The 21,057-nt window shown below is 67.4% G+C and carries 24 protein-coding genes; 17 read left to right on the top strand and 7 right to left on the bottom strand.

The genetic code is table 11. The features are described 5' to 3' along the window. The first annotated feature begins 10 nt into the window (after positions 1-10). Positions 11-652, top strand: a complete 642-nt coding sequence (locus ACXIZN_RS41550) for an HAD family hydrolase (RefSeq protein WP_457960208.1) — start codon at positions 11-13, stop codon at positions 650-652. On the opposite strand, the gene ACXIZN_RS41555 is transcribed toward ACXIZN_RS41550, so the two are convergent. Further along, positions 653-2,011: a helix-turn-helix domain-containing protein gene (locus tag ACXIZN_RS41555; RefSeq protein ID WP_457960209.1), complete on the bottom strand. Its 1,359-nt coding sequence runs from the start codon at positions 2,009-2,011 to the stop codon at positions 653-655. 561 nt (positions 2,012-2,572) lie between these two features. Here ACXIZN_RS41555 and ACXIZN_RS41560 point away from each other — a divergent pair. The 6 genes from ACXIZN_RS41560 to ACXIZN_RS41585 all read left to right on the top strand — a co-directional run bounded on the left by ACXIZN_RS41560 (position 2,573) and on the right by ACXIZN_RS41585 (position 7,001). Further along, a complete protein-coding gene (locus tag ACXIZN_RS41560; protein ID WP_457960210.1) occupies positions 2,573-2,935 on the top strand; it encodes a hypothetical protein in 363 nt (120 codons plus the stop codon). 68 nt (positions 2,936-3,003) lie between these two features. Further along, on the top strand, positions 3,004-3,354 hold the full coding sequence (locus ACXIZN_RS41565; protein ID WP_457960211.1) for a hypothetical protein: 351 nt from the start codon (positions 3,004-3,006) through the stop codon (positions 3,352-3,354). Then, a complete protein-coding gene (locus tag ACXIZN_RS41570) occupies positions 3,351-3,989 on the top strand; it encodes a DUF3558 family protein (protein WP_457960212.1) in 639 nt (212 codons plus the stop codon). Before ACXIZN_RS41565 ends, ACXIZN_RS41570 begins: the two co-directional genes overlap by 4 nt. A 143-nt stretch (positions 3,990-4,132) precedes the next feature. Continuing rightward, the gene (locus tag ACXIZN_RS41575; RefSeq protein WP_457960213.1) at positions 4,133-4,846 is read left to right on the top strand and encodes a hypothetical protein; all 714 of its coding nucleotides are present in this window, start codon (positions 4,133-4,135) and stop codon (positions 4,844-4,846) included. Positions 4,847-4,920: 74 nt separating this feature from the next. After that, positions 4,921-5,085: a hypothetical protein gene (locus tag ACXIZN_RS41580; protein ID WP_457960214.1), complete on the top strand. Its 165-nt coding sequence runs from the start codon at positions 4,921-4,923 to the stop codon at positions 5,083-5,085. A 50-nt stretch (positions 5,086-5,135) separates the two neighbouring features. Further along, positions 5,136-7,001 carry a S9 family peptidase gene (locus ACXIZN_RS41585; protein WP_457960215.1) on the top strand — a complete coding sequence of 622 codons (1,866 nt, stop codon included), beginning with the start codon at positions 5,136-5,138 and terminating at the stop codon, positions 6,999-7,001. A 335-nt stretch (positions 7,002-7,336) separates the two neighbouring features. Here ACXIZN_RS41585 and ACXIZN_RS41590 read toward each other — a convergent pair whose 3' ends face one another. Continuing rightward, positions 7,337-8,140, bottom strand: a complete 804-nt coding sequence (locus ACXIZN_RS41590) for a hypothetical protein (RefSeq protein WP_457960216.1) — start codon at positions 8,138-8,140, stop codon at positions 7,337-7,339. Further along, positions 8,134-9,009, bottom strand: a complete 876-nt coding sequence (locus tag ACXIZN_RS41595) for a hypothetical protein (RefSeq protein WP_457960217.1) — start codon at positions 9,007-9,009, stop codon at positions 8,134-8,136. The genes ACXIZN_RS41590 and ACXIZN_RS41595 overlap by 7 nt, the downstream gene beginning before the upstream one ends. A gap of 493 nt (positions 9,010-9,502) precedes the next feature. On the opposite strand from ACXIZN_RS41595, the gene ACXIZN_RS41600 reads away from it, so the two are divergent. The 3 genes from ACXIZN_RS41600 (at position 9,503) to ACXIZN_RS41610 (ending at position 11,084) form a co-directional block, all read left to right on the top strand. Continuing rightward, a complete protein-coding gene (locus tag ACXIZN_RS41600) occupies positions 9,503-9,967 on the top strand; it encodes a DUF4254 domain-containing protein (RefSeq protein WP_457960218.1) in 465 nt (154 codons plus the stop codon). Positions 9,968-10,288: 321 nt separating this feature from the next. Further along, complete coding sequence (locus ACXIZN_RS41605; RefSeq protein ID WP_457960219.1) at positions 10,289-10,603, top strand: hypothetical protein; 315 nt, start codon at positions 10,289-10,291, stop codon at positions 10,601-10,603. A 163-nt stretch (positions 10,604-10,766) separates the two neighbouring features. Beyond that, positions 10,767-11,084, top strand: a complete 318-nt coding sequence (locus ACXIZN_RS41610; RefSeq protein ID WP_457960220.1) for a hypothetical protein — start codon at positions 10,767-10,769, stop codon at positions 11,082-11,084. Between the two features lie 51 nt (positions 11,085-11,135). Here the strand turns inward: ACXIZN_RS41610 and ACXIZN_RS41615 are convergent, their stop codons facing one another. Next, the gene (locus tag ACXIZN_RS41615) at positions 11,136-11,372 is read right to left on the bottom strand and encodes a hypothetical protein (protein ID WP_457960221.1); all 237 of its coding nucleotides are present in this window, start codon (positions 11,370-11,372) and stop codon (positions 11,136-11,138) included. Between the two features lie 245 nt (positions 11,373-11,617). Here ACXIZN_RS41615 and ACXIZN_RS41620 point away from each other — a divergent pair, with 245 nt between their 5' ends. Both ACXIZN_RS41620 and ACXIZN_RS41625 read left to right on the top strand, forming a co-directional pair. Then, positions 11,618-12,556, top strand: a complete 939-nt coding sequence (locus ACXIZN_RS41620) for an ATP-dependent DNA ligase (RefSeq protein WP_457960222.1) — start codon at positions 11,618-11,620, stop codon at positions 12,554-12,556. Positions 12,557-13,027: 471 nt separating this feature from the next. Further along, positions 13,028-13,522 (top strand): hypothetical protein, encoded by a 495-nt coding sequence (locus ACXIZN_RS41625; RefSeq protein WP_457960223.1) that lies wholly within the window; start codon positions 13,028-13,030, stop codon positions 13,520-13,522. Positions 13,523-13,855: 333 nt separating this feature from the next. Here the strand turns inward: ACXIZN_RS41625 and ACXIZN_RS41630 are convergent, their stop codons facing one another. After that, positions 13,856-14,914, bottom strand: a complete 1,059-nt coding sequence (locus tag ACXIZN_RS41630) for a LysR family transcriptional regulator (RefSeq protein WP_457960224.1) — start codon at positions 14,912-14,914, stop codon at positions 13,856-13,858. Positions 14,915-15,136: 222 nt separating this feature from the next. Between ACXIZN_RS41630 and ACXIZN_RS41635 the strand changes: the two genes are divergently transcribed. From ACXIZN_RS41635 to ACXIZN_RS41650, 4 genes are all read left to right on the top strand, one after another. After that, entirely contained in the window at positions 15,137-16,255 is a 1,119-nt protein-coding gene (locus ACXIZN_RS41635) for a radical SAM/SPASM domain-containing protein (RefSeq protein WP_457960225.1), read from the top strand. Then, positions 16,252-16,908, top strand: coding sequence for a dTMP kinase (gene tmk / locus ACXIZN_RS41640; RefSeq protein ID WP_457960226.1), 657 nt, complete (start codon positions 16,252-16,254; stop codon positions 16,906-16,908). The genes ACXIZN_RS41635 and tmk overlap by 4 nt, the downstream gene beginning before the upstream one ends. After that, on the top strand, positions 16,899-17,738 hold the full coding sequence (locus ACXIZN_RS41645) for an exodeoxyribonuclease III (RefSeq protein WP_457960227.1): 840 nt from the start codon (positions 16,899-16,901) through the stop codon (positions 17,736-17,738). The genes tmk and ACXIZN_RS41645 overlap by 10 nt, the downstream gene beginning before the upstream one ends. Before the next feature lie 72 nt (positions 17,739-17,810). Further along, entirely contained in the window at positions 17,811-18,308 is a 498-nt protein-coding gene (locus ACXIZN_RS41650) for an NUDIX hydrolase (protein WP_457960228.1), read from the top strand. 46 nt (positions 18,309-18,354) lie between these two features. Here ACXIZN_RS41650 and ACXIZN_RS41655 read toward each other — a convergent pair whose 3' ends face one another. Beyond that, positions 18,355-18,594, bottom strand: a complete 240-nt coding sequence (locus ACXIZN_RS41655) for a hypothetical protein (protein ID WP_457960229.1) — start codon at positions 18,592-18,594, stop codon at positions 18,355-18,357. 395 nt (positions 18,595-18,989) lie between these two features. Between ACXIZN_RS41655 and ACXIZN_RS41660 the strand changes: the two genes are divergently transcribed. Next, positions 18,990-19,511 (top strand): ATP-dependent DNA ligase, encoded by a 522-nt coding sequence (locus ACXIZN_RS41660; RefSeq protein ID WP_457960230.1) that lies wholly within the window; start codon positions 18,990-18,992, stop codon positions 19,509-19,511. Between the two features lie 193 nt (positions 19,512-19,704). Here ACXIZN_RS41660 and ACXIZN_RS41665 read toward each other — a convergent pair whose 3' ends face one another. After that, the gene (locus ACXIZN_RS41665; RefSeq protein WP_457960231.1) at positions 19,705-20,967 is read right to left on the bottom strand and encodes a hypothetical protein; all 1,263 of its coding nucleotides are present in this window, start codon (positions 20,965-20,967) and stop codon (positions 19,705-19,707) included. Positions 20,968-21,057 lie beyond the last annotated feature (90 nt).

The raw sequence follows: 21,057 nt of genomic DNA on the forward strand, positions 1-21,057 counted from the left end.
TAGAAGCTGCGTGATCCGCTCCGTGGTGTTCGACGTCGGCGAAACTCTCATCAAGGACGACCGGGAGTGGGGGGCGTGGGCGGATTGGCTGGGCGTGCCGTTGAACACGTTGTCCGGCCTTGTGGGCGCGGTCACGGCGTCTGGTCGCAACAACGCTGAGGCGTTTGAACTCATTCGCCCCGGCTTCGATCTGGCGGCCGAGCGTCAGCTGCGGGAAGAATCCGGTGTTGGAGAGCGGATCGAAGAAACAGATCTCTACCCCGACGTACGGCAGGCACTCGAAGCCCTAAGAGCGGCGGGCTACTGGCTGGGGATCGCGGGCAACCAAACCGACCGTGCCGCCGGGCTGCTTCGTCGACTTACCCTGCCCGTCGACGCCATCGCCACGTCCGGTGAGTGGGGAGTCGCGAAACCGGACGCCGAGTTCTTCAAGAAGATCGTCGAGCTCGCCCCGGGGGAGCCGCACGAGATCCTCTACGTCGGCGATCATCGGGACAACGACGTGGTACCCGCCCGCGCTGCAGGTCTGCGATCTGGGCTGATCCGCCGCGGCCCGTGGGGATACTTGTGGGCTGATGACCCAATCGTACGCAAGAACGCTGACTGGGTGATCGACTCGCTCGTCGAACTCCCTGGTCTGCTCGCTTCCTGACTACGATCTGAAGGCGCTTCGGTCCTGCGGCTTTACCAGCCCGGCCGCGAAGCCTCGGAAGGCATCACGCAAGTTGCCGTGGGTCGTGAGTTCGAGGTGATCGACTACGTCGATGACCTGCGGATGTTCGCGAACGTGCTCAGGTGCGATGCGCCTCGCCTCCCTGAACGCCCTCAGTACCCGTTCGGACTGATCGGCGAGGTGGAACGCGCGTCCTAGATCGATGTAGAAGTGCGAGCGGCGCTCCGCGGGCATCGTGGTCGGCGGTGTCCAGCCGCTGGCGAGTCGTAAGGCGGCGCCGACGTCGCCGAGTTCGACGGCGAGTGCTAACTGATGGATACGTACCGACGGCGGCCCGAACGCTGTTCCCAGGTGGACGCCCTCGTTCACTAGCTGCGCTACCTGCTGCGCCTCCTGGATGTGGTCGCGTGCTCGTAGCGCACCCCCCGCCCGCGCGGCCATAACGGCCGCGCGCATGTGCAGCGTGCCGTATGTTGCCGCGGCGGTTTCAGACGCACTAGCGCGGATCTTGTCGGCCGCCACCGTCAGCATGCGAGCACCAGCGTCCAAGTCCTGCGAGGCGAAGTAGACCTCGCCCCGGACATACGCGGCACTTCCAACGAGTAGCTCGTCTCCGGACAGCTGAGCCGCATCTCGCATCAAATCGATAATCCGCGCCGAGAGGTCGTAGTACCCGAATTTGTCGGCGATGGCATCAGCCGCCCGATAGGCGCGCGTGAGCAGCGCGGCATACTGCTGTTCAAGCCCAGCAGGGGCAGAGAGGATTGCTCTGTGCAGTTCGGGCAGGAGGTCGTTGACGTCGGCCGCAAGAACGGCGTAGTCCGATTGCAGCCGCCGCCCCACGACCGCTCGAACCGCCAGCGTCAGCTCGGGAAACGAACGAACAGGTCCATCGTCGGGAAGATCCCGAGTGTCCAGAACACGACGAAGCTGCGGTATATCCGAATGCACCACACTGGGGGCGCGGCTCCCGTGCCGTGTCACATCTTCTCGTCGACCCACGACGAACTCAGCACCGTTTATCAGGTCATGGGCAGCGTCGAGTCGATCCTGCGTTGACGGCGCGTCGCTGGCCGTAGGTTCAATGCCGACCCGGTCATCATCGTGTCGGTCTATTGTGTTCTCGGTGGCCGGCTCCAGATACAGAGTGAGCTGGCGGCGAGTAATGCGAAGTTCCTCGGCGAAGCGCCGGTGAAGGTCAGGTTTGCCCGGCTTGTAGGTGCCGTTCTCCCAGTTACGGACCGTCTTCACATCGACGCCCAGGGCCGCAGCCAGGCTTTCCTGCGTGTGACCTGCTGCATCACGGGCAGTAACCAACCCGGGGCGGGGGAGTTTCACGAGGCACCTCTCGGCCACTTGTGACCTGCATTGTCGCTGGTCAACGGTACCAAACTTCCGGTTCGCTTTCGGTTACGGCTGACCGGACGCCCTGGTGCGGGTCAGCTGTCGCACCGCAAGATCAAGTGTCTGTCGGAGGTGTTTCCCGCAGTTCTACATCGTGCAGGCCGACGCCTTCGCTGCTCAGCGGTGACCGGCGGAATCGATTAGGTCGGCTTGTGAAGGAAGCACAATGAAAGCCTCGCGATGCTTAGGACGTCACGTTCCGGGGAAGAGATTTCAGGTAGCTCACCAGTGCTCATGCCGCAACAGCGATCTGTTGAGCCAGAACGCGGAGGAAGGGTTCGACGGACCCCGCCTTCGCCGGTGGAATGGCCTGTCGGTACCTGTGGTGTATCAGCGGCTGAGTCGAGCGTCGTCCACGTGCTTGATCTTGATGCGTGGTACCAAAGTCAGATCCTTATTCCGCTTTGTCTGTCGGCGTCTGTTCGTGCAGACCACGTCCACAGGGGGCGTCGAGGCGCACCGTCATTTCGCGTACGACCATCCCCTGTGGACTGTGTGCGCTGCCTGGGTGAGGCCTCAGAAGCCGCCACCACCTGGTTTCCGTTCGTCACCTCAGACAGCTCATCGTCTGCAAATCCCCGGATCTGGTGGTCGTTGGTGCGCGTTGATCGGCCGCTGCTGGCCTATCAACAGGTCGTTCGAGCGAACAAGCTGAGGTGCGCCGAGCATGCTGTGTCCAACGACGACGCCCAGGCGGTGATGACGCGGTCGTCGACGGTCATGTCATTGATCAACGCCGAAGGCGACGTGCTGTCGCACAGCGGAGACCTGGTCGACTGCGGATCCGAAGAAGGAAGCCTCGCGACTCTGGTCCGCTGCGTCATGACAGGCGTTTTAACGATTGCAGAGGGGATTTAGCATGCGCGGGCCCGCAGCGCGGTCCGGTCATTTTCAGATAGTGACCTACGAACTACGGCGAGGATCCTGTGCGGGCTGAACCGGCCTACAGGATGATCCGTCAGGGTCGGGCGGAGACGATCGGTGACCTCGTCATCGAGTCGCACGGCAACGGCGCCCCAGACGCCGACTGGTTCGGGCCGGGGGAGGGCAGCGCGGCGTTTGTGCGCTGGATACCACGTTATGAGCGGTCGCCGGACCGGATGTGGGCGGTCCTGGAGTGGCGAGCGCACCGGATTCCCGTCGTCGATATCGCGGTGCTTGTCGGTGTGCCGGAGGCGAGAGTGCGGTCGTGGCTACGACGAAACGTGCGTGAGGCGCGGAAGGAACGGGAAACGGCCGCGCTGATGCCGCGGTCGACGAGGGGAGAGACGACTTGACGGGCACCGTGTTGCGGCTACGGACCGCGGCCGGGGCGAGCGTGATGCTGCTGATCGCGACGGTCGTGGTCGGATGCAGCCCAGCCCCGGTGAGCCCCCCGTCACCGACGACAACCCGGACGATCGGGTTGACGACCCGGGTCCCGCCGTACGCGGGAGCGCCTCCGGTGCGTGATCCGTTGCCGGTCACGGCGGTGTCGGGCTCGCCGTGCACGACAGCTCTCACACCCGGACAGGTTCGGCAGGTGCTGGGTGTCGAGGTCGCGGGGAAGATCGACCGTGCGGAGTCGCCGGGCCCGACGTGCCTGTGGGAGAACCCGGTGACCGGAATGATCATCAGGGTCGCTTATGCGACGAAGCGTCGCCAGGGTCTGAGTGCGGTCTATCCGTCACGGCCTGCGGGTGAGGGGTGGATGTGGCGGGAACAGCGGATAGCGGGATTCCCGGCGGTCGCCACGACCTCAGAGCAACGCTCGTTCTGCACGGTCATCGTCGGCCTGGCCGACGACGTGGCAGTGGAGGTCTCGATGGCCGCCCGCGACGGCGACGAGGTTGAGGGCCGCGATATGTGCACACTGACGGGACAGACGGCCGAGCTGGTCGTGGCCACGGCGCGGACGCGGGCGGGCCGGTGACCGCCCCCTCCACACCCACCGGTCACCACGTCGTGGGGGCGGGGCGGCGGCCGGCGGTGATGGCGGATCACCCAGGGTGGCGGCGTGATGGCCAGGGCCGGTTGCGGCGGCTTCTGCGGTCACCGGACGCGGTGTGGCTTGCCGTGGCCACCCCATCCCCATGCGGTGGTCACGAGATCGACGTCGAGCTCGTCGACGGACCGCCCGGCGCCGCACCGCGGGTCGACGTCGTCGACCCTGCCATGCTCACCGACACTGGCTCCCGGCTGCGTGAGGTCCTGCTCGCGACGGGCCCGGTGACGCGAGTCCGGTCAAGGGATCTGTGGGACGCGCTTGCCGGAGCGGTCTTCCGGTCCACGACGCCCGTAGAACAGGCACGTGGGTTGTACCGGGACGCCGCGAAAGGGCTGGGCGAGTGTTATGACACCCGCCTGGGGCGGGAGCATCTTTTTCCCGAGCCCGCACAGGTTCTCGACCTGTCCGACGACGTGTTCGACGTGTACGGGCTGGCGCTGGTCCGCGATCGGCTGCGCACCGCGGCGTCGACCGTTCGCGCGCTGCAGTCCGGTTGGCAGCGGCTGTCGTGGGATGTTCTCTTCACCTGCCTCGCGCAGCTGCCGCGGGACGGCTCGCTGATCGCGGGTGCCGCCGTCGCCGACCTGTCCGGGGATTTCCGTTTCGTTGTCAGCAGCGACTTCCTGGTGAGAAATCGAGTCCACAGGCTGGATCCCGCGTCGTCCTGGCCCCAGGACGCGTTGCGGTTCAGCCTCCGGTGGCAGGCGATGACCGGCATCCAGAGATCGGACTGGACTCTGCTGGTCCTCGCCGACCCGGTCCGCCACGCCACCGAACCGTGACAGCACGTCCCGGCCCTGGCGACGCGGTTGCGGTGGCCGCGCCAGGCGCACGGAACCACCTGATGATGAGCGGAGTGACCATTGTGGACATTGTTGATGTTGGTCGTGCCGGTGCGCTGGACCGCTGCCTGGCCGAGGAAACGGCGGTGATGATCCGCCGCCGCAGCGGGCCGAACGTTCCGCCTCGTCCGGAGACCAGGGGACGGGCAGTGGCTGTTCTGCGTGCCAGCGCGAGCTGACCTGCACGCGACGCAAACCCAAGTATCCAAAAGTAAGGAGAACTCGTAGCGTGACTAGTACGGCCCAGCACCCGAAGACAGGTGCAGGACGCGTCATTCCGCGTGTCGATCTGTTCGGCAACCCGGAACACATAACGCCGTCGATCTCGCCAGATGGCCGGTGGCTGGCGTGGGTCGCGCCCCACGAGGGCGTGCTCAACGTGTGGGTGAGGCACGTCGACACCGACGATGATGCCCGGCCAGTTACGGCCGATCGCGACCGAGGTATCCGCGAGTACGCGTGGGCGCCGGACAGCGACCACATCCTCTACCTGCGGGATCAGGGCGGTGACGAAAACTCGCACCTCTACACCGTGTCGGTGCGCAGCGGCGATGTCCGAGACCTGACACCGTTCGACGGTGTCAAAGCAGTGCTGCTTGCCCAGGACCTCCAGATCACCGACCGAGTGCTGATCGGACTCAACGACACCAATCCCCAGCTGCACGACGTCTACGAGCTGCATTTGGAGACCGGCGACTTAGTCAAGGTGCTCGACAACCCGGGGCTTCTCGGTTTCGTGGCCGACAGCCAGCTGAACGTGCGGGCCGGCGTCCGGCCGAACCAGGATGGCGGCCGGACGATCATGGTGCGCGAGGTCGACGGCGAGTGGCGCCCCGTGCTGACGGTCGACCCGATCGACGCTCCGAGCACCGAGCCGCTCGGGTTCGACCGAGACGGTCGCCAACTGCTTGTGAAGACGTCAATGGACGTCAACGCCACACGGCTGGTCTGGATCGACGTGGAGTCCGGCTCGCACGAGGTCGTCGCCGAGGACCCGACCTACGACGTAGGTTCAGTCTTTACCGACGACTCGACGAAACGGCCGGTCCTGGTGTCGTTCCAGCGTGAACGCTTGCGCACGCAGGCCCTTGTCCCCGAGATCCAGCGTGATCTGGACACGCTGGCCGTTCTGGATGACGGAGACCTTCACGTCGTATCCGCTGACCGCGCGAACACCATCTGGGTCGTGTCCTACGTCCATGCCGACGGACCGACCGCCAGCTACATGTACGACCGGGCCACCCGCCGAGCAGAATTTCTGTTCCATGACCGCCCCTGTCTCGCTACCAGGCTGAAGGATGTCGAGCCGTTCTCTTTCACTGCTCGCGATGGCCTGGAGATCCACGGGTACCTGACGTTCCCGGCCGGGAACGCCGAGAAGCTCCCGGCCGTGCTCCTGGTGCACGGTGGACCGCGTTGGCGGGACACGTGGCGGCTGAATCCGGAAGCCCAGTGGCTGGCCGATCGTGGCTACCTCTGCATTCAGGTCAACTTCCGCGGCTCGACCGGCTACGGCAAGGCGTTCACCGCCGCCGGTAACCGCGAATGGGGCGGCAAGATGCACGACGACCTCCTGGACGCCATCACGTACGCGGTTGAGTCCGGGTATGCAGACCCGGACAGGATCGGAATCTACGGCGGCTCCTACGGCGGGTACGCGGCCCTGGCCGCCGCGGCGATCACCCCTGAGGTATTTCGCTGCGCCATCTCCCTATGCGGGCCGAGCAACCTCGAGACGCTCCTGCGTGCGATACCGTCCGACTGGACCCCGATGATCGCCGAGATGTACACGGCGGTGGGCAACCCGGACACCGAGCCCGAATTCCTGTGGGAGCGATCGCCGCTCTCGCGGGTCGACCGTATGACAATCCCGTTGTTGATCGTGCAGGGTGCCAACGACCCCCGGGTCCCGCAAGCTGAGAGCGACCAGATCGTCGCTGCGCTGCGGGACAAGGGCCTACCTCCCGAGTATTTGCTGTTCGACGACGAAGGCCACGGGCTGGAGAAGCCCGCAAACAGGCTGGCGTTCTATGCCAGGGCGGAGCGGTTCCTGGGCCAGCATCTCGGCGGCCAGTACGAACCCGAAGCCGGGTAGTCCGTGCGGCGGTGCATACAGTCCCGGATCGGTACGGGACTGTATGCCCGCACGCGCGGCGCAGCGGTGCCCGCCAGCAGATGGGCCGCCGAATACCGCATGGGTGACGGCCAGGCCACTTCCCGCGTGCGGGCTAGCGACGTTCTCGGTGACGATCCCGACGGCAGGCGCCGAGTCCGCGCTGACTTCACGACCTGCTGCCACCGAACACAGGCAGCGGTCGCCAGGTCGTACGGGTGGCGGACTGGCGGCCGGACGGGCCGTTCCAGGATCGGTATTCGCCAGCGATCGCGCCCCTGCTGTGGGGCGGCGGCTGGCGTCGGCGACCTCTGTGGCTATTCGAACCGTACTGTGACAAGGGTTTTGTCGTCGTGGCGTTTCGCCCGCGGCAGGGCCCGCGCGTCTGGGTCGATGTCGTGTTCCCAGCTGTGGCAGCGGGTCAGGATGTCATGAAGGCCTGATGCCGTCATGGTGTTGATGGCAGGCCAGTCGGTGATTCCCAGCTGGGTCATGGGTGTGTAGGCGCCGTCGGTGGCCACGACCGCCCACGGAAGTTCCTGGACGGGGATAGTGGCGCGGATGGCCTCATAGGACGCTGCCGGGTCGGCTTCGGCGATCCAGTAGCCGCCGGGCCGGTTCCGGTGCTGCGCTTGCCGGCGCTGCAATGCGGCCAGCAAGGCCTGGTGGGTGTTGTCGAACCCGGTGCCGTGGGTGAGGCGTTGGCGGTACTGCCGGCGTTCGGGGATATCGAGGCGGTCGAGGCGTGGATCGGTGATCGTCTGTCCGGGCAGGATCAGGAGGTTGTCGCCGAGCATGACCACGTCGACGTGTTCTCCGTGGCGGCGCAGGATGGTCACCGTGCTGGACGGGGACGCACCCGGAGTCAGGTTCAGCTGTCGGGTGGTGGCGGCGATCGCGTCGGCGAGGGCGTCGGCCAGATCCATACCGGCGTGGTGATCAAGGAGATCGCGCAGGTGCGTGCCCAGGGTTTCGGCATACCTGGAGGGGCTGACTGGGACGGGTGCGTAGGCGCTGGCGCCGTCGAGCACGATGACCGCGTCTCGCGTGGTGAACACCTTGTCATCGCTGTCGTGGAACGGCGGAAGCTGGGCCGCTGCGGCGGAGATAGAGGTCACCATGCGAACGGGCCGGCGACGAGTTCGCTGGTGGTGATGTTCGTGCCGTCGTGGGTACAGCCGATGATCGCGGAGAACGGCGTGGCGCCGGTGGTCGAGAACAGTGCGGGCAGGTTGGCCGCGAGGTAGTGGGCGGCGCCGAGGGAACCGATGCTGTGGATCCCCGCGATGTGGACGATGGCATGGCCGTTGATGATCTGCCTGGCGAGATAGGCGATGTCGGCCTGGCGTGGCTCGGGTTGGTCCGCGGGTGAGCCACGACGGGTACTGCTCCCGGTCTCCTCGATCCACCACCGGCCGCCGTCCTCGATCATGGCCAGCGCGGGGTCGCGTTCGAGCAGGCGTGCGGCGACTGGAGCCGATTTCGGCCCGCACACCACGATCGTGTCCGCGTCGGGCAGCTCACGGTGGCCGGGTTCGATCGCGACCCGGTCGACCTCGAGATCCAGCCCTTCGAGCAGCGTCGCGAGGGTGTTGGCGGTGGCGGCGTCCTCCGCGGCGATCATGGGCCGCTCCCGGTCGGTGCTCAGATGCCGGAGCGGGTACGCCACCCGGACGGTGTCCGATCCGAAGAACACCCGGTGTTTGGCGGGATCATTGGCCAGTTGCGACACCCGGCCAGGGGTCAGGCGAAGTTCTTTGGCGACCGCGTCATTGCCGCGCGCGGCGACCGCTTCGGCCATGCTCCGCCGGCGGAGGCGAGTGGACTTCGTTCCGACTGCCTGGCACACCCCGAACAGTTCCTGGGCCAGACGCGTCCTCCAGACCGGATCATCCAGGCCCTTTGCCGCGGCCATCGCGTCAGCACCGGCCGCCCGGAAGCGGGCGACGATCTCCGCCACGCGGGCCTCGTAGTCGAAGTCTTCGCTCACCCGACGGAGTTTAGCCCCTCTTGACGACGGCGCCCAAGTGCGCTTAATCTCGGTTTATACCCCCCTAAAATCGCAGCTCATTTAGCTAAAGCTCGACTGATTTAGCAGGGGGTAAACTTATCGAGTGAAGGAGGGAGGGGCGAGTGTCGCCACGGGAGGCTCCTCGGCGCCCCCTCCGTGGCAGCCAGGTGCTCCGTGCCGGATCGACGCGACGTGACGCTGTGCTGTGCGGGCGCCCCGACGCCCCGGCCAGCGGTGGCGGCCGCCTCCGTCGGCGTCTTCCCCCGTCCGGCGCGGAGCACCGTCCCCTCCGGGTATCCGTTGAGGAGCTGTTGTCTCATGCACCACGCCACACCTCTCGGATCGCCGCCTGTCGCGGCGATCGGCACGCTGTCCTCCGGACGTTGCGCGCGGTGAGCCGGCCATGACCACTCCCGCACTCTCGGCAGATTCGCAGTCCCGTGTCCCGTGTGTGCCTGCGGGACACACGGTTGTGCTGGCTTTTCAGGTCTGTGGCGGGAGCGGGGATCCGGTGCTGGCGGCCGCGCGCGAGCTCGCGGTCCTGACTCTCGCTCGCGCCGACACCACTTGCGCGCTCGATGACCCGGTGGCCGATGACAGAAGCATCGCCGCGGCCGCGCGCAAGCAACGTCGCCTGGATCGCGAGATCGCGCGGCAGACCGCCCGGATCGACGACTACGTCACAGGCACCGTGCACGCCTGCCGTAGAGGTGCCCTCCACACCGAAACCATCGGCGCGCTGATCGCCCGGCTGGCGACGACGTGGCAGCACTGGCAGCAGCTGGCTTCCCTGCCCGTCCAGGACGAGCGCGTCCGCGCCGCGTCCGCCGCGCTGGCCGAGCTCATCGACGCCTACGACGACCTGATCCGCGACATCCACACCGGACGCCGCTCCCTGCCCCGGCGCCAGAACCCGGCCTCGGACCGGAGGGAGTGACCGCATGGACGACACCGTGGGCGACCCCTCGGCGTACGCGACACCGCCCGTGCTCTTCGTGTGCGTAGCGCAATCCAGCCCGATCGGCCGTCACCGGCTTCCGATTGAGCGACTCACCGAGCACCTCCCGACACCAGGGCAAGCCAGACAGTGCTCGTTCTGCTGGCCGCCGTCCTTCTGGCCGTGCGAACCGTTCGACATGGCCATTCACCAGATTGAGAACGCGGGCTTAAGGCCCGCTGACTTGGTCCCGGGCGGGCTGCACCGGCGGCTCTGGCCCTCCTCACCGCCACCTCGGCCCCCTCGCCCCACGGAGACCTCATGAACTACGCCCTCACCCACGTCTTCGCCGACGAGGTCGGGAAACGCCTCGACGACTACGAGGCCGCCGCCGACCGAGGTGATCCAGCGTCCCTGGCACAGCTGGCCCGCGGAGTTCCGCTCCTGACAGGTGCACTACGCACAATGCTGCACCAGCACCAGGTCGACAGCCACGGCGACTGCGCGGCATGCCCCCGGCCTCCGTGGAGGCGCCGAACCCGATGCCGGTTTCCGCGTGACCTCGCCGTTCTGCTCGCTGACCTGGACACCCTCGGCAACACCACGGGAAGGCACGCGCTGCGCGAGCGACTGTGAGCGACCGCCGTAGCTTTCTCCTGCGTTCGATGCCTGTTTCCTTGGCTGGTCTACATGACGACGTGTCCGGACAAGGCTCCCGTACAACGTCGGCCGTTCCTCTGGCGTGGGCCCTGGCCGTATTTCCCTGGTACACCAGGGAAATACGTTCGGATTCCTCGACGTGTCGCTGTGCCGGGCGTGCTCGAAGGCCGTGGTCCTGGCGCTCGACGTGGCGACGGACCGGCGGCAGCTGGGCGTCGGGCGGGTTCTTGTCTCCGCGGCCCGCAAGCGGTGCGAGGCCTACACGGTCATGATGGCGGCCCACCAGCCCGACCCTGTTGCACGGCTGTTCTGGGCCCGGGTGGGGCTCCTGGGCGCGATCGGCCCGAAGGCGTGCAGGCACCAGTGGGACGCCGGGATCGACGGCGGCGATGACTGGGAGTTCGCGGCCTACCGCGCGAACTCGAATGATCCAGTGTGCATCACCCGGCCGGACTGAGTCGAGGTAGTCCGCGGCGCCGCGCGAACGGGGGATGGACTTCCAGCCGGGTCAGGCCGCTTTTCGGCTCCAGGACCATGCGGCGCGGAGTGCGGCGATCAGGGCTTCGTCGTCGGCGTAGCTGGGGGCTTCACCGACGGGGAGCCAGACCTCGCTGACAAGGCGATCGCCGTGGTGATGGAGAAGCGCGACGCCGGGGTGGGTGAGCGTTTCGGCGCGGCCGTTGACGTCGTCGACCGCCACCGTCTTGTTCAGCAACCGCACCTGGACAATTCGATCAGACCGCACAGGCCACACCTCCCTGGTTCATCGTCCCGGTTATGTCGCATCCCGGCGTGCGTATGTAACAGGCTGCCGCCTGGCCCTGGGCGGGATACCGCTGTGGCCACCAGGCCGGGTTACGAAATCGGGCGCTTTTAGGCCGTTCGGGCTACCGTGGCCGGACCGGCGGAAAGGGTGCCCGGAGCGGACCAGAGCGGGCACCGGCGGGGCTCGCGGGAGGTCGACATGCGTCCTCGATGGACGGCCTAGTGATGGCTGTGCTCCGGCCACCGGTCTCGCTGCCGCTGGCTCAAGCGGTGCGAGACGTTCCGACCTCCCAGCCCGGCCGAGAGTGGCTGTACCAAGCGAAATTCGACGGCTGGCGCTCGCTGCTTTTCGCCGCTGACGGCGTCCTGCAGTCGCGTCGGGACAACGACCTGGCCGACAGGTTTCCGGAGATCGTCGACGCCGGCGCGCAGCTCGGTGACGTCGTGCTGGACGGCGAGATCGTGGCTCTGCGCGAGGGACGGCTGGACTTCGGCGCGTTAACCTCCGCCCCGGGCACCCGCGGCGTCGAGGGCATCGGCATCTACTTCGTGGCCTTCGACCTGCTCGCCGACGAACGCACCGACTACCGGACTACACCGTGCCGCGAACGATGGGACCGGCTGCAACGCCGGTTCGCCGGTGTCGAACCGCCGTTGCAGCTGGTGCCGAGCACGACAGACCGGGACGCGGCGATGGCGTGGATGCGCCCGGAGGCGAGTCAGGTGGGCATTGAGGGGATCGTCGCCAAGCGCGCGGACTCGCCGTACCGGCCCGGTCGGACGGGATCGTCGTGGGTGAAGATCCGGACGATGGTCGTCGTTGACGCGGTCGTGGTGGGCGTAACCGGTTCACCGGAGCGGCCCGACGAGCTGGTCCTGGCCCGCCCCGACGACACCGGCGAGCTACGCACGATCGGACTGTCCCAGCCGATCACCCCGGCGATGGCGCGTCAGGTCGGCGAGCACGTCACGCTGACCGGGGAACCAGCCCGGAAAGTCTCGTCCGGGGCGTTCGGCCGCGGCCGAACCGAATTCCGACCGGTGCGGCCCGAGCTGGTCGTGGAAGTCGCGATCGAGGCGTCGGTGGCGACGTTCAGCAGCCGGTTGCGGCCGAGAGTGCACCGGATACGGGCCGATCTCGCGGTTGAGGACCTGAACGGCTGAGAAGTCGAGCCGGTGCGCCCCGTGATCCACGCTGCATCACCTCGGTCATGCTCGCTCTGGTTTCGCGCAGTGAGGGCATGGGGCTCTTGGTGCGAGCGCGCGAGACCGGTTTGACCGCACTGCTCTCTTCCGAGACTCACGACCGCGGCGCAGGCGGTCGCCGCCGAACACCTCGGCGCGGCCGCTAATCTCTCAGCCGCCATGCCTTCGCTCGTTCCAGGGACGCCTACGACGGCTCGCCGATATCGTTGACCGGCTCGTCGCGCCGAGTGTGGGCCGTAACGACCTTACAGCGATCGGCGACGCTCGGTAACAGCATCGCGAGTGCTGACCGCCCTGTGCCTGAGAGGAACAATCTTGCCTGACCCTCAGCCCTCCGACAAAGGCGAGCCCGATCCGCCCGGCGCCCCTCAACGGGGACGAGCTGCAAAACGGCGCCTATTTGGCGCTTTGGATCGCCTTCGCGGAGTCGTGATTCTCCTGTTCGCCGTCACTGTATCTCTTGTGGTAGCTGAATCAGCCCGACCTCATGACGGTGGTACTTCGAGTGTGGCCCCGATTTTCTTCTCTATTTCTGGTGTGGTCTTCGTTGCGATGGGGTCTGCTTTCCTCGTCTGGGTTAGGCGCCGAGAATCCCCGCCCCGGGAAGTGACCTTTCGTGACCGGGTCAAAGCGGTCAAGAGTCACCTCGAATCCTCTGGAAACCTGCTGCGTGAGCTTGAGGACGACTTGGCCACCCGTACAGCGATCCTTGAGCAGCGCCAGGCAGAAGCGGACCGGTACGAGAAGCTGGCATCTCTCAACGAAGCGCAGGCGAAGGCCGTCGAGGATCTAGTCGGCAGGCAGTTCGAGCGCCAGGACAAGGCCAGCGCGATCTATTGGTGGTCCGGGATCGCGATCGCGTTCGTGCTGGGCCTCGTTGTCAACTGGATCAGCGGGCCTCTGTGGGCATGGATCACCCGATAGCGTCCCGTTGAGTGGTCTCGACGGGGCGACCTGAACAGCTAAGAAGCCGGGCGTCGATGGGCAAGTGATCCACGCTGCATCATCGGGATGCTGGTCGCGCTTCGTTCGGCACGCCAAAACCGGGGGCAGCGCAGCGCCCTGAGTAGGATCACGGTCATGGGTACCTGCGAGTTGGCGAGGTCCGGCGTGGGCGCCGGTCTGCCGGCGGTCGCTGCCGTACTTTTGCGCCCGCATATCAGCTGCACTATTTGGATTCCTCGCGCGCCTCAATTGAGCGGCAAGGACGCGAGTCCCGGTCGCTGAGAGCTGCGCCCGACATGCAGTCCGGGCAGGTTAGTCGGGCAGTGCTGCGGGCACGGCACGGGCGGGAGAGGCGTCGCGGAAAGCGTTCCACAACTGGTTGAGTGGATGGTCGCCGGCGTAGCGGTCGCGTTCGCCTTGGCGGGCGAAGATGCCGGTCACGATCTCCAGTTGAGGCTGGTAGTCATCAGCGAGGTCGATTTTGCGAAGGCCTTGGCCTGGGAGGCGGCCTTCGAGGGCGGCGTCGGCGACGCGGTCGGTGGTGAGCAGGCATCCGTGCAGCAGCTGGCTGGTGAGCAGGTTGAGGCCGTAGTTGAGGGAGTCGATGTCGGCGATGACGCACAGGGTGCCTCGGTAGCCGGGGCCGTACCAGCGGCTGAGGAACTGGCTGAGCAGTCCGGCGGTGGGGGCGAGCAGCGGCAACCCGGGGAGTCTGTCGGCGGTGACGGGGGTCGAGGGCAGTTCGCGGGTGGTGAGGTTGGTGAGCAGGGCGACGCGTTCGCGGTGCCATTCCAAAAAGTCATAGTCCAGTGTGGGCGGCCGGCCGGGTTCGGCGGCGAGGCTGCCGCACACCAAGTCCACTTTCTTGCCGTCGAGTTTGCGCCATAAGTCGCGTGTGCGGACGTGTTCGATGTTGAGTTGCACGCCGCGGCGTTCGAAGTCGTCCCGCAGGGTGGGCCATACGGCGCCGAGGAACTGCACGGTGAACTCGGTGGTGCCGAAGGTGATGGTGGAGCCGACCCGGCGTCGGGCGTGGTGCAGGCTGTCGGTCCACGACAGCAGGGTCTTCCGCGCGAGCGCGACGGCTTCCTCGCCGGAGGGGGTGAACAAGAAGTCCTTGCCTCTGCCCTGCTTGACCACCAACGCTTCGCCGACGAGGCGGGTCGCGGCCTTGTTGAGGGTGTCGAGCTGTTTCTGCACGGCGGATTGCTCGCGGCCCAGCACGCGGGCGGCGCGGGCCGCGGTGCCGGTGGTGTGCACGACGGCCAGGGTGCGCAGCTGGTCCAGGCTGACGTTGAGCAATTCCGGCGGGCTCCCGAGCAGGGTGGCCAAGATGCTCTCCGCCTCGACATCGTCGGCGGTCTCCGACACCTGCGCCTCCTCGCTTCGCGCTGCCTGTGCCCGCACAGCCTGGCATGGAAGTTGTCCGTGCGGACAGCTGAATTGTCACTGCGCGCATTTCACGCTGAACTATTCCAACTGTTCGGGCGAACAACTTGAGTTGAGTTAATGTTCGGACGAACATTAATGGCGGGGCCCACCCGGGCGCTCCCGCCGGTGCCAGCCGGCGTCCGACACGCGGAGGTCCAGCTGGTGATCGCGCGCAGTATCGCTACCGACGAGGTCGCCTCGTCTTGTTACTTCCGCACTACAGTCGAAGCCCCGTACCGCAAGGCGCTGGTCCAGATCAACGAGGACTGCAACCTGCGCTGCGCCCACTGCTTCGTGTCCGCGACCCGGGTCGGCAAGCAGATGCCGCTGGACGAGGTGGTGGAGAAGGTGATCCCGCGCCTGGCCGCGAGCCAGGTCCGCCGTGTCACCCTCACCGGCGGAGAACCCACGATCCACCCCGACTTCCTGGACATCGTGCGCGCGTTCCGGGCGGCAGGGATGGACGTTGGGATCTGCACCAACGCCACAACGCTCACTACGGTCCAAATCGCGGAGCTGGTGGAGCTCGGCGTGCACTGCAACGTGTCGCTGGACGGGTTCGCCGCCGAGTCGCACGGCAAGTTCCGGGGCGACCGGGGCAGCTTCGCCGTCACCGTGGCCACCGTGGAGAAGCTCGGCCTGGCCGGCATCCTGCAGGGCCTGCTGTGCACCCCGAACACCTTGGCCCAGAACGGGGAATACAGCCGGTTGTGCGCGTTCGCCCGTGCCAACGGCGCCCGCTACGTGCTGCTCAACCCACTGGGCAGCATGGGACGCGGCGTGAAATCGAAGGCCAAGCTGGCCAAGACCACGCTGCACATGCAGGAGATCTTCGAACGGACCGCGCCGTTCGACGGACCGGATCTGGACATCGCCCACATCCGATTCCCCAACACCGAAGCCCGACCGCTGGCAGGATGCGAAGCCGGAACGATCATCTACGTATTCACCCCTGGCGAGGTCACCGTCTGCCCGTACCTGGTGTTCGCCGCCCGCACCCCGCAAGCACGCCACACCGACACGGAGTTCATCGTCGGCAACATCTTCAGCGACCCCGACATCGCGCAGCGGCTGGAGGACTACCGCTTCCACGATCGCTATCAGGTCGGCACGAATCCCACCTGCACGGCGTGTTCGCTCAGCTCCGGTTGCGGCAAGGGATGCCCGGCCGCAGTGGTCGCCGCCGGTGGCCGCATCGGTGACGTCGATGCCGAGCAGTGCCCGGTCGTCGACGGCGATCAGGCCGGGGGACGACGGCTGCTGCCGCTGATGCCTGCATGACCGGCCCGATGCCGAACGAGGTGGATCGCCTGCCGGGCACGCTGATCACCCTGGATGGGCCCGGGGGAGTCGGGAAGTCCACCACCGCGCGCCTGGTCACCGAGACGCTGGGCACGTCAGGGCTGGCGGTGCACGCGACCACCCAGCCGTCCCGGGCGCCACTGGGGGAACTTGCCCGGCACGGCACCGACACCTACCGGGGCATGGCGCTGGCCTGCCTGTGCGCCGCCGACCGGCACCACCAGCTCGCTACCGAGATCCTCCCCGCTCTGCGCGAGGGCGGGGTCGTCGTCTGCGACCGCTACGTCGCGTCGTCCCTGGTGCTTCAAGGGCTCGACGGGCTGCCCGCCGAACTGGTGTGGCGGCTCAACCACGGTGTCTACCGTCCAGACCTATCGGTCATCCTCACCGGAGACGCCAGCGTGATCGACGTCCGGCTGCGGGCACGTGGCGGGCACAGCCGCTTCGAGCGCGCCGAGGACAACAGCATCCGGGAGAGCATGCTCTACGGCCACGCCCTGACCGAGCTGCAGCGCCGCGGCTGGCCGGTCACCACACTGGAAGCCACCACCGACCCGCCCGACGCCATCGCCGCCGCGGTGGTATCCCTCATCCAGTACGTCCTGACCGAGAAGAGCGCGGCATGCCTTTGAGCCTGATCACCGTTAACGTCGGCGCTCCCTCGCTGGAGCGCGCCCACCGCCAGCTGCGCTGGCTGGCCGCCCGCCCCGAGGACCTCTTCGTGCTGACCGAAACGAAAGCCACCGCGGGCAGTCAGTTCCTCGCCGAGGCTTTCACCGCCGCCGGCTACGCGGTCGCCTTTCCCGAGCACGCGCCCGGCGAGCTCGGCGTCATGATCGTCAGCAAGCTCGCCGCCGCACCGGACCCGCTCGGAGCGGCCATGGACTACCTGCCCGCTCGCGCCGCCGGGGTCATCGTCGACACCACCGACGGTCCGCTGCGCGTCATCGGCGCCTACGTGCCCTCCCGCGACGCCACCGCCGAGAAAACCGAGCGCAAGAAGACCTGGATCCAGGCCTTCGACCGCGCCCTGGCCGCTACCGCGTGCGATGCGCCGCTGGTGCTGCTCGGTGATCTCAACGTGCTCGAGCCCGACCACACCCCGGCGCACCGGGGCCAGTTCGCGCCGTTCGAGTACTCCTTCTACACCGGACTCACCGAGTGGCATGGGTTGGTCGACCTGTTCCGCTGCCTGCATCCCGGCACGGTCGAGCACAGCTGGGCCCGCCGAGCGGAACTGGGCTACCGCTACGACCACGCCCACGCCTCCGGCCTCCTGGCCGAGCGGCTCACCGACTGCGACTACGTCCACGAAACCAGGGCAGTCGCCGAGGACGGCACCCGGCTCACCGATCATTCAGGACTCGCCGTGCGGCTAGCACTGACCGCCACCGGCGCGCTGCTAACGTCGGATCCCGCCACGGCGGCCAGCGCTGCCGAGCCGGAACCCACCCTTTTCTGACCCACACCGGCCGGTTCGCGGCCGGCTGCCGGACCAACTCCGTCAGCCGAGAACGCGAGGACCAGCCGCAGAATGTCCATCCCGACCACTACCGCCACACCCCGCATCGGCGCCCGCGTCCTTCTCCTGGACCCCGCCGATCGCGTGCTGCTCATCCACGCCCTCGACCCGGCCGACCTTGACCACCATTGGTGGGAACTGCCCGGCGGCCGCCCCGAAGAAGGCGAGGACCTTCCGGCCGCGGCCCGCCGCGAGGTCGAAGAGGAGACCGGGATCGTACTCGCCGACCTCGGCCGCGAGCTGTGGCAGCGCGAGTCCCGGTTCCGGTATCAGGGCCGCGACCACCACCGCATCGAGCACGTCTTCCTCGGCCGCACCACCGTGACTACGCCGCAGGTCGCGCTTCAGCCCACCGAGAACGAGAAAGCCGGGCTGATCGAACGCCGGTGGTGGTCAGCGGGGGAGCTGCGGCAGTGCCGCGACAAACTCCTACCCGCCGAGCTACCCGTGTTGCTCGACGACCTGCTCGCAGGCCGATTCAGCCCCACACCGCTGCACCTCGTCGGCTAGCGGGCCACCGAATCATCGGCGAAGGCCCGGGCAGGCACACGAGGCCTCAGGCCGCTGATCTGCTCCAGTGCCAAGCGGTGCGCAGGGCGGCGGTCAAGGCCTCGTCATCAGCGTGGGTGGGCTCGGTGGAGCCGACCGGCAGCCAGACCTCGCCGACCGGCCGTCCGCCACGACGGCGGGTGATCGCGATACCGGGATAGCTCAGGTCGTGGGTCCAGCCCTCGCGGTCGTCGATGACCGCCGTCCGCCGCGCCCAGGTCACGTGGACCTCACGTTCGGATCTCACCCACGCCCCCTCCTCGATGTGTTCCCTGTGGTGTCGCACCGTGCCCCGCGCGTGTAACAGGCCACGGCAACAGAAGCGCCACGATTCTCGTGGCCAGTCCAGGCCCAGCTTGCGGAATCCGGCGGCATTGTGCCGTTCGGGTTACGCTGCGTCGCAGAGGCAGGGGGTAGCGAGCGGGTCGCTCGTCGGGAGGCCGCCATGACACACGACATCGCCGTTGCGCGGCGGCCTGCGACTGGGGTGCGGCCACGACCACCGTGCCGACACCGGGCCGCGCGGCCCGGGGCGCTCCCCGAAACGGCTGAGGAGCTCGGCGGCGCGAGCGCGCCGTGGGCTCAAATCGGCGGACTCGTCGACGGCCGAACCTCGCGTCGTGCGTGCGGGGCGGAGTGGTGATGGCTGCGCTGCGGCCACCGGTCCCGGTGATGGAGGCGCGAGCGCAGCGCAAGGTGCCGGCCTCGACACCAGCACGGACCTACGGCTTCGAGCCGAAGTGGGACGGGTACCGCTGCCTGCTCTTCAGCGCGTCCGGATATCTCCAGTCCCGGCGGGAGACCGACCTCACCGCGCGCTTCCCGGAGATCGTGCAAGCCGCGGGACAACTCGGCGACCTCGTTCTGGATGGCGAGCTCGTGGCCCTGCGCGAGGGCAGGCTCGACTTCGGCGCGTTGACCTCCGGGCCACGTACGCGCGCCGCCGAGGGCATTGGGATCTACTACGTGGCCTTCGACCTGCTCTCTGTGGACCGCCGGGACCTGAGACGCCAGCCGTACCAGGAGCGCCGCGAGCAGCTGATCGCCGCGCTCGTCGGCGTCCGGCCGCCGCTGCAGCTCACCCCCGCCACCACCGATCGCGACGCCGCGATGGACTGGATGACCCTCGACGCCGCCCGGGTAGGGGTCGAGGGCGTGTTCTAGACAGGGTTTCGTGTTGACCGTTGACCGGTTGCCGTTGGCGAAGTTCGTGCACGAGGTGGCCGCCGTCGTGTTGGGGGAAGCGGTGCACGATCGGCACTTCAACGAGCCCACCATGCCAGAGCGCCGGGGCATGGCGACTCCCAAGACGCCGTGCGAGCCAGCGTCCGCCAGCTGAACAGCTGGCACCGAACGATCATGTAGAGCCTTCTAGATCCTGCAACATCAATCGACGAGCCCGGTCGGTCTTCGCGGGGAGTAGCGCCGAGTGGGTGGTTGACATGGCGACGAACGCCCGTCGAAGCCATTCGAGGAGCTCTTCAGCAGCGTCTTCGATCTCTCTGCGGCCTTTCACCTCGCCGCCGTGCACGAGCTTCGACCGCATTTGATAGATCTTCTTGGCTCGCTTCGCGATCTTTGCGCGCTCGACGTGGTCGTCCGGCGCCAGCAGCCATGCCATGGCGAATGCGAGCTGGACTGTGAGCTGATCGTGGTTCTGGGAACCGAACAGAGCCTCCCAGGCGATGGCCGCGTCGATCAGCCTGTCCTCGGGCGGCTTGCCGTACACGAGTGCGGCCGACACCCACCGCTTCACCGCCACTTCGGCGGAGGTCAGCAGCGGCGAAACCAACGGGAGCAACCGGCGTGCCTCCTCGGCGACAGCCGGAGTCACCACGACATCGAAGATCGGAGATTCTTTGCGCCAGTGCAGATCGGGGTTGTCCCCGCCGCCGGATCCGCCGCCCTGGAAAAAGTACGGTGTCGTCCGGTTCCACACGATATGTGGTGCTCGCAGGCGATGCCGCGCGTTACGGGTCTCGGCGAGCAGGAGCAATGTGGCCAGCAGGTCCGACGCCAGCGGGGCAGTGTGCGGGTTCGGCAAAGTGCCGCTAGGCAGTTCGTCGGTGACGCTCCACCTTGCTTCGCCTGCCACCACCGCACAGAGGTCGTTCCCGCGAGAACTCCACGTGTGCCCGGCCGCCTCGAAGGCACGCACCTCCTCGGGCTGTAGTCGGCGTACGACGGCCACACCGAGGTCGGCGGTTTCGAGGCCCTCTTGCAGCGCGAGCCCCCGCAGTCCCAGGTAAGCGGTGAACTGGGATCGTCCGGTGGTGAGGGCGGCACGAAGCCCGTCGAGGGCCTGCGTGACGCCCTGGTGCACGGCTTCGCGGTCGGAACGTCCCTTTGCGGCCGCCAGGAGTACACCGTCATTGAGGAGGCGGTTTACCAGCCAGGCGCCGTCCTCGGTGCGGGTGGAATAGCCGCCCAGGTCATGCTGGACGTTGAGGGCCGCACCCGCCATCAGCCGGCCAAGCGCTGGGCTCGCCGCTGTCGCGGCGGCGGCGAACGCCGAGTAAGACTTGCTCGCCCGGATCGCCGCATGTCGCTCTCCAGGCCAGGTCGAATCGGTCGCTTGGGCTCGGGCCTTCTCGTCGCTCAGCGCGAGAAGAGGTGCCATGAGGGGGCCTTGTTCCACGCTCCGCATCTTCGCGCAACCTGCCCGGCTTCGCCCACGAAGCGCTCCGGCGCTGAGAATGGCTCGCTTACC

This window comes from Amycolatopsis sp. TRM77291, from assembly GCF_054166285.1.

What these genes read in the sequence shown, in the direction of transcription:
- ACXIZN_RS41590 (WP_457960216.1), bottom strand. Translation starts at nt 8,140, where the DNA reads ATGGTGACCTCTATCTCCGCCGCAGCGGCCCAGCTTCCGCCGTTCCAC.
- ACXIZN_RS41605 (WP_457960219.1), top strand. Translation starts at nt 10,289, where the DNA reads ATGAACTACGCCCTCACCCACGTCTTCGCCGACGAGGTCGGGAAACGC.
- ACXIZN_RS41620 (WP_457960222.1), top strand. Translation starts at nt 11,618, where the DNA reads ATGGCTGTGCTCCGGCCACCGGTCTCGCTGCCGCTGGCTCAAGCGGTG.
- tmk (WP_457960226.1), top strand. Translation starts at nt 16,252, where the DNA reads ATGACCGGCCCGATGCCGAACGAGGTGGATCGCCTGCCGGGCACGCTG.
- ACXIZN_RS41645 (WP_457960227.1), top strand. Translation starts at nt 16,899, where the DNA reads ATGCCTTTGAGCCTGATCACCGTTAACGTCGGCGCTCCCTCGCTGGAG.
- ACXIZN_RS41650 (WP_457960228.1), top strand. Translation starts at nt 17,811, where the DNA reads ATGTCCATCCCGACCACTACCGCCACACCCCGCATCGGCGCCCGCGTC.
- ACXIZN_RS41660 (WP_457960230.1), top strand. Translation starts at nt 18,990, where the DNA reads ATGGCTGCGCTGCGGCCACCGGTCCCGGTGATGGAGGCGCGAGCGCAG.
- ACXIZN_RS41665 (WP_457960231.1), bottom strand. Translation starts at nt 20,967, where the DNA reads ATGGCACCTCTTCTCGCGCTGAGCGACGAGAAGGCCCGAGCCCAAGCG.